Source organism: Streptomyces sp. UNOB3_S3, assembly GCF_020740895.1.
Classification (GTDB): Bacteria; Actinomycetota; Actinomycetes; order Streptomycetales; family Streptomycetaceae; genus Streptomyces.
The window spans coordinates 21,839-28,652 of record NZ_JAILXP010000045.1 but is presented as its reverse complement, the minus strand read 5'-3'; the positions used below and the strand labels follow the sequence as shown (position 1 = coordinate 28,652).

Below are 6,814 nucleotides of genomic sequence, written 5' to 3'. Positions count from 1 at the left end.
ACCACGTGCTCCCCCCGGAACGTCCGGGAAACCACCCCGCACGCCACCCCGTCCGCGACGGGCACGAGCCGCACCCCGCCCGGCCGCACCAGCACCGCGCACTCCCCCGGCTCCGTCCCCTCCGGCACGGGGACGCGCCCCCACGGCGTGTCCGCGCCCGCGCCCGTGACCGTCGCCGGAACGACGTTGTCGAACCCCAGAAAACGCGCCACGAACTCCGACGCCGGCCGCCGCCACACCTCCAGCGGGGTGCCCACCTGGGCGATCCGCCCGTCGCGCATCACCACCACCCGGTCGGCGAGCGCGAACGCCTCGCCCTGGTCGTGGGTGACGGCCAGCACGGTCGTGCCCAGCCGTCCGAACAGCCCGCGCAGCTCCACCACAAGCCGTTCGCGCAGGCCGCGGTCGAGCTGTCCGAGCGGCTCGTCGAGCATCAGCAGCCGGGGTTCGGGGGCCAGCGCCCGCGCCAGCGCGACGCGCTGCTGCTCACCGCCCGACAGCGCCCCCACGGCCCGCTTCTGCGCGCCCGGCAGCCCCACCAGGTCGAGCAGCCCGGCCACCCGGCGCTCGGTCTCGGCCCGCCCGGTCCCCCGTACGCGCAGCCCGAAGGCGACGTTCCCGGCGACGTCCCGCTGGGGGAAGAGCTGGTGGTCCTGGAACATCAGGCCCACCCCGCGCCGGTGCGGGGGCACTCCGCCCTGGTCGCGCCCGTCGAGCAGCACCCGCCCGGCGTCGGCCGGCTGGAGGCCGGCCACCACGCGCAGCAGCGTCGACTTGCCGCTGCCGCTCGGGCCGAGGACGCATACGGTCTCGTGGTCGGCGACGTCGAGGTCTACCGCGTCCAGCACCGCGCGCTCGCCGAAGCGGACGGTCACGCCTTCGAGGCGAAGCATCAGAACTCTCCCGTACGGTCGGTGCGCACACGCTCCAGCACCAGCAGCGCCGCCGCGCACACCAGCATCAGGATCGTGCTGAGGGCCATCGCCTGCCCGTAGTTGAGCTCGCCGGGGCGGCCCAGCAGCCGGGCCACGGCCACCGGCAGGGTGGGGTTGTCGGGGCGGGCGATGAAGACGGTGGCGCCGAACTCGCCCAGCGACACCGCGAACGCGAAGCCCGCCGCGATGCCCAGGGCCCGGCCCACCAGCGGCAGGTCCACTTCCCGCCAGGCCCGCAGCGGGGACGCGCCGAGCACCGCGGCCGCCTCCCGCAGCCGGGTGTCCACCGCGCGCAGCACGGGCAGCACGGTGCGGACGACGAAGGGCACGCCCACCAGCGCCTGGGCCAGCGGCACCAGGATCCACGAGGTGCGCAGGTCCAGCGGCGGCTCGTCCAGGGCGATGAGGAAGCCGAAGCCGACGGTGACGGCGGAGGTGCCCAGCGGCAGCATCAGCAGCGCGTCGAAGCCGCGGACGAGCCTGCCTTCGCGCCGGGTGAGGGCCGCGGCCGCGAGGCCGCCGACAACGACCGCGATGGCGGTGGCGGCGAGCGCGTAGGTGAGCGAGTTGCCGATGGTGTCGAGCGCGGCGACGGTGAACGTGCCGCCGCCCGCGCCCGCCGAGGCGAGGGCACGGTAGGACGCGAGGCCGTAGCCGTCGGGGCCCTCGAAGGAGCGCAGGACGAGCACGGCGAGCGGCAGCACCACCAGCAGCGCGACGACGGCGAGGACGGACGCCAGCAGCGCCCACTGGCCGGCGCCGCGTGGGCGGCGGGCGGTCCGGGAGGCGTCCACCAGCCGCAGCGTCGCCTCGCGGCGCCGTACGGTCCGGGCGTGCACGGCCAGCAGCGCGGCCACGACCACGAACTGGAGCAGGGTGAGGACGGCGGCCGTGGGCAGGTCGAGGAGCTGCGCGGTCTGCTGGTAGATCTCCACCTCCAGCGTGGCGTAGCGGGGTCCGCCGAGGATCTGGACGACGCCGAAGGAGGTGAAGGTGAAGAGGAAGACCATGAGGGCGGCGGCGGCCACGGCGGGGCCGAGCGCGGGCAGGGTCACCCGGCGCCAGGCGGCGAAGCGGCCGGCGCCGAGGACGCGGGCCGCCTCCTCCTGCCGGGGGTCGAGCTGGGCCCACAGGCCGCCGACGGTCCGGACGACCACGGCGTAGTTGAAGAAGACGTGGGCGAGGAGGATCGCCCAGACCGTGGTGTCCAGGCGGACGCCCCACAGCTCGTCCAGCAGCCCGCCACGGCCCACGAGCGCCAGGAACGCCGAGCCGGCGACGACCGTCGGCAGCACGAAGGGGACCGTGACGACGGCTCTGAGCAGCCGTTTGCCGGGGAAGTCGAAGCGGGCGAAGACGTAGGCGCCGGGGAGGGCGAGCAGGAGGGTGAGGGCGGTGGAGGCGGCCGCCTGCCAGAGCGTGAACCACAGGACGTCGCGGACGCGCGGGTCGGTGAGCACCTCGCCCACGCGGGCGAGCTGCCACCGGCCGCCGTCCGTGAGGCCCCGGGTGACGATCGAGGCGACGGGGTAGGCGAAGAAGACGCCGAAGAAGGCGAGCGGCACGGCCATCAGGCCGAGCCGTGTCACCGTCCGGCGGGCGCCCGCCGCCCTCCCGGCGGCGGGCCCTCCGGTGGTCGCTCCGGTGGTCGTGCCGGTCGCTTCGGGACGGGCTACTTCAGGACGAGCGAGGACCATTCCTTGACCCACTGGTCGCGGTTCTTGGCGATCTTCTCCGGGGCGAGGGTCTGCGGGTCGGTGACCTGCGCGCCGTACCGGGTGAAGACCTCGGGCAGCTTGGCGTCCTGGACGACCGGCTTGACGTACATCTGGAGGGGCATGTCCTCCTGGAACGTCCTGCTGAGCATGAAGTCGATCAGGGCCTTGCCGCCCTCGGTGTTCTTCGCGCCCTTGAGCAGGCCGGCGAACTCGGTCTGCCGGAAGCAGGTGCCGGTGGCGACGCCGGTCGGGCCCTCCTTGGGCAGCGGGTCGGCGCCGACGACCTCGGCGGGCGGGCTGGAGGCGTAGGAGACGGCGAGGGGCTTGTCGCCCTTGGCCTTCTTCCCGCCGGCGGAGCCGGAGAAGCGCTCGTTGTAGGCCTGCTCCCAGCCGTCGACGACCTCGACGCCATTGGCCTTCAGCTTGGTCCAGTAGTCCTTCCAGCCGTTGTCGCCGTACTTGGCGACGGTGGCGAGCTGGAAGGCGAGGCCGGGCGAGGAGGTGGCGGCGTTCTCGGTGACGAGGAGGTTCTTGTACTCCGGCTTGATCAGGTCGTCGAGCGTCCGCGGCGGGTCCAGCTTGTGGTCGGCGAAGTACGCGCGGTCGTAGTTGACGCAGATCTCGCCGGTGTCGACGGGCGTGACACGGTGCTCGGCCGCGTCGGCCTGGAACTCCTTGGGCACCCCGGTCAGGCCCTTGGCCTCGTACGGGGTGAAGAGGCCGTTGTCGAGGGCCCGGGAGAGCAGGGTGTTGTCGACGCCGAAGAAGACGTCACCCTGCGGGTGGCTCTTGGAGAGGATCGCCTGGTTGACGGCCTGGCCGGCGTCGCCGCCCTTGACGACCTTGACCTTGTAGCCGGTCTGCTTGGTGAACTCCTGGAGCACGGAGTCCGAGGCGACGAACGAGTCGTGCGAGACGAGGGTGACGGTCTTGCCGCCGGACGCCTCACCGCCCTTGTCGCCGGAGCCGCCGCAGGCGGCGAGCGCCGGAAGGCCGAGGGTGGCGACGGCCGTCGCCACGACGGCACGCCGAAGACTGGTGTTCATGGTGGTGCTGACTCCCTACGCCGGTACTAACCGGATCAGGTCCGAGGGTCTGCGGGCCGTGCCGCACTCTCAGCGCCCTGGGCGCTCCCCTGTCGGATTGTTCATTTGTGCGAAAGGCACCGTATCAGTGCCGTGTGAGTGGCATGCGGCGGCGCCCGGGGGCCGCCGCCGCACGGCCGCTCAGCGCTCGGTGGCGGCCAGCTGGCCGCAGGCGCCGTCGATCTCCTGGCCGCGGGTGTCCCGTACGGTCACGGGCACGCCGTGCGCGGCGATGGCCTCGACGAAGGCCCGCTCGTCCTCCGGGCGGGACGCCGTCCACTTGGAGCCGGGGGTGGGGTTGAGCGGGATCAGGTTGACGTGCACCCGCTTGCCCTTGAGGAGCCGGCCGAGCAGGTCGCCCCGCCACGCCTGGTCGTTGATGTCGCGGATCAGGGCGTACTCGATGGAGATCCGGCGGCCGGACTTCTCCGCGTACTCCCAGGCGGCGTCCAGAACCTCCCGGACCTTCCAGCGGGTGTTGACCGGCACCAGGGTGTCGCGCAGCTCGTCGTCGGGCGCGTGCAGCGAGACCGCGAGACGGCACTTGAAGCCCTCGTCGGCGAACCGGTGCATGGCCGGGACCAGGCCGACCGTGGAGACGGTGATCCCGCGCTGGGACAGGCCCAGGCCGTCCGGCTCCGGGTCCGTCAGCCGGCGGATGGCGCCGACGACGCGCTTGTAGTTGGCCAGGGGCTCGCCCATGCCCATGAAGACGATGTTGGACAGCCGCGCCGGGCCGCCGGGCACCTCGCCGTCGCGCAGGGCGCGCATGCCGTCGACGATCTGGTGGACGATCTCGGCGGTGGACAGATTGCGGTCCAGCCCGGCCTGGCCGGTGGCGCAGAACGGGCAGTTCATGCCGCAGCCCGCCTGGGAGCTGATGCACATGGTGACCCGGTCCGGGTAGCGCATCAGGACGGACTCGACGAGCTTGCCGTCGTGGAGCCGCCAGAGGGTCTTGCGGGTGGTGTCGTCGTCGCACGAGATGTGCCGCACCACGCTCATCAGGTCCGGCAGCAGCTCACCGGCGAGCTTCTCGCGGGCCGCCGCCGGGATGTCCGTCCACTGCGCCGGGTCGTGGGCGTAGCGGGCGAAGTAGTGCTGGGACAGCTGCTTGGCGCGGAACGGCTTCTCGCCGATCGCGGCGACGGCCTCGCGGCGCTCGGCGGGGCTGAGGTCGGCGAGGTGCCGCGGGGGCAGCTTGGCTCCGCGGGGGGCGACGAAAGTGAGTTCTCCGGGTGCAGGCATGGTCCCACCAGTGTCGCAGACATACGGAGGGGCCCGCCGTCCTGTGGACGACGGACCCCTCACGTATCGAACACCTACCGAAAACTCCAGGTCAGGAGCGTTCGGCTATCAGGAGCCGACAAAGGCCACCATCAGCAGCCAGACCACCGGCGCGGTCGGCAGCAGCGAGTCCAGCCGGTCCATGATCCCGCCGTGGCCGGGGAGCAGGGCACCCATGTCCTTGATCCCCAGATCCCGCTTGATCATGGATTCGCCGAGGTCGCCCAGGGTGGCGCTGACCGCCACCGCGAGGCCCAGCAGCAGACCCTGCCACCACGCCCCGTCGTCGATCAGCAACTGCATGCACAGCGCGCCCGCCACCATCGCGAACAGCACCGCGCCGATCAGGCCCTCGCGGGTCTTGCCGGGGCTGATGCGCGGCGCGAGCTTGTGCTTGCCGAACCGCCAGCCCACCGCGTACGCCCCGGTGTCGCTGACGACCGTCAGGATCAGGAACGTCAGCACCCGCCAGGCGCCGTCCTCGGCGGCCAGCATCAGCGCCACGAACGTGGCGAGGAAGGGCACGTAGAACGCCGCGAAGATGCCGGCCGTGACGTCCTTGAGGTAGTCGTCCGGCGGCTCCGTCATCCGCCAGACGAGCACGGCGAGCGCGGTGAAGGCCATGGCCACCCACGCGCCCTCGGCACCGTTGACATAGCCGGCGACGATCATCGCGGCACCGCCGATGGCCAGCGGCACCAACGGGGCCTTGATGTTCTTCCGCTCGGCGAGCCGGGAGGTCAGCTCCCACAGCCCGACCACCACGGCGATCACGATCACGCCGAGGAAGACGGGCTTGTAGACGAACAGGGAGGCGAGGATCACCGCGCCGAGGCCGACCCCCACCCCTATCGCGGCACGCAGATCACGCCCCGCGCTCTTCTTCGCCGGGGGCCCCTGTGGGGCGGCGGGCTCCTGCGGCCGGATGTCGGGCTCCTGTTCGTCGCGGAACAGGGGACCACCGATGTGGGCGGCCCCCTGGTCACGGTCGGCTCCGTCGTCCTGGTATCCGCCTGCTCCGGGCACAATGGGCATGGGCCGAGTCTGCGCCGCGTCACCCGCGACGTGCAGAGGACCCGCCGATGGGGGCACCTCCCGGCCGTAGCCGGGGGAGGTCCCCCGGCCGGTGGACCCCCAGTGGCCGGCGCGCGGCGGGGCTCCCCAGGATGCGTCGTTCATCAGACCTCGAGCAGCTCGGATTCCTTGTGCTTGAGCAGCTCGTCCACCTGCGCGACGTACTTCGCGGTGGTGTCGTCGAGCTCCTTCTCCGCGCGGCGGACCTCGTCCTCGCCCGACTCCTTGTCCTTGACGAGCTTGTCGAGGGCGTCCTTGGCCTTGCGGCGGATGGAGCGGATCGAGACCTTGGCGTCCTCGGCCTTGGTCTTGGCGACCTTGACGAACTCACGGCGGCGCTGCTCGGTGAGCTCGGGGAAGTTCACCCGGATGATGTTGCCGTCGTTGCTCGGGTTGACGCCCAGGTCCGAGTCGCGGATGGCCTGCTCGATGTTGCGCAGCGCGCTCTTGTCGAACGGGGTGACCACGGCCATGCGCGGCTCGGGCACCGAGAACGACGCCAGCTGATTGATGGGCGTCAGCGCGCCGTAGTAGTCGGCCACGATCTTGTTGAACATCGCCGGGTGCGCACGCCCGGTGCGGATCGCCGCGAAGTCCTCCTTGGCGACCACAACGGCCTTCTCCATCTTCTCCTCGGCCTCGAGGAGGATCTCTTCGATCACCACTTGCTCCTGGTGTTATCAGTAAGCAGAGCCTCGCCCCTGCGCGCGTCTTC

Annotated in this window: 6 protein-coding genes and 1 riboswitch; all 6 genes read right to left on the bottom strand. The window is 72.0% G+C overall.

Going from position 1 to position 6,814, the window contains the following annotated elements:
* A partial coding sequence (locus K6I33_RS07695) for an ABC transporter ATP-binding protein (RefSeq protein WP_229349137.1) occupies positions 1–893 on the bottom strand: 893 nt, incomplete at its 3' end.
* Positions 893–2,506: an iron ABC transporter permease gene (locus K6I33_RS07690; protein ID WP_229349148.1), complete on the bottom strand. Its 1,614-nt coding sequence runs from the start codon at positions 2,504–2,506 to the stop codon at positions 893–895. The genes K6I33_RS07690 and K6I33_RS07695, both read right to left, overlap by 1 nt.
* 101 nt (positions 2,507–2,607) lie before the next feature.
* Positions 2,608–3,699: a thiamine ABC transporter substrate binding subunit gene (locus tag K6I33_RS07685; RefSeq protein ID WP_229349134.1), complete on the bottom strand. Its 1,092-nt coding sequence runs from the start codon at positions 3,697–3,699 to the stop codon at positions 2,608–2,610.
* Positions 3,695–3,800: riboswitch (TPP riboswitch) on the bottom strand. (Overlaps the previous gene by 5 nt.)
* A 79-nt stretch (positions 3,801–3,879) precedes the next feature.
* Positions 3,880–4,986 carry a 23S rRNA (adenine(2503)-C(2))-methyltransferase RlmN gene (gene rlmN, locus K6I33_RS07680; protein ID WP_229349131.1) on the bottom strand — a complete coding sequence of 369 codons (1,107 nt, stop codon included), beginning with the start codon at positions 4,984–4,986 and terminating at the stop codon, positions 3,880–3,882.
* A gap of 108 nt (positions 4,987–5,094) precedes the next feature.
* Positions 5,095–6,204 (bottom strand): phosphatidate cytidylyltransferase, encoded by a 1,110-nt coding sequence (locus tag K6I33_RS07675; protein WP_229349129.1) that lies wholly within the window; start codon positions 6,202–6,204, stop codon positions 5,095–5,097.
* Complete coding sequence (gene frr, locus K6I33_RS07670) at positions 6,204–6,761, bottom strand: ribosome recycling factor (protein ID WP_229349127.1); 558 nt, start codon at positions 6,759–6,761, stop codon at positions 6,204–6,206. The genes K6I33_RS07675 and frr overlap by 1 nt, the downstream gene beginning before the upstream one ends.
* Between the last annotated feature and the right edge of the window lie 53 nt (positions 6,762–6,814).

Bases quoted from the DNA above. Each gene is read 5' to 3' on its own strand.
- K6I33_RS07690 (WP_229349148.1), bottom strand. From the start codon at position 2,506: ATGGCCGTGCCGCTCGCCTTCTTCGGCGTCTTCTTCGCCTACCCCGTC.
- K6I33_RS07685 (WP_229349134.1), bottom strand. From the start codon at position 3,699: ATGAACACCAGTCTTCGGCGTGCCGTCGTGGCGACGGCCGTCGCCACC.
- K6I33_RS07675 (WP_229349129.1), bottom strand. From the start codon at position 6,204: ATGAACGACGCATCCTGGGGAGCCCCGCCGCGCGCCGGCCACTGGGGG.
- rlmN (WP_229349131.1), bottom strand. From the start codon at position 4,986: ATGCCTGCACCCGGAGAACTCACTTTCGTCGCCCCCCGCGGAGCCAAG.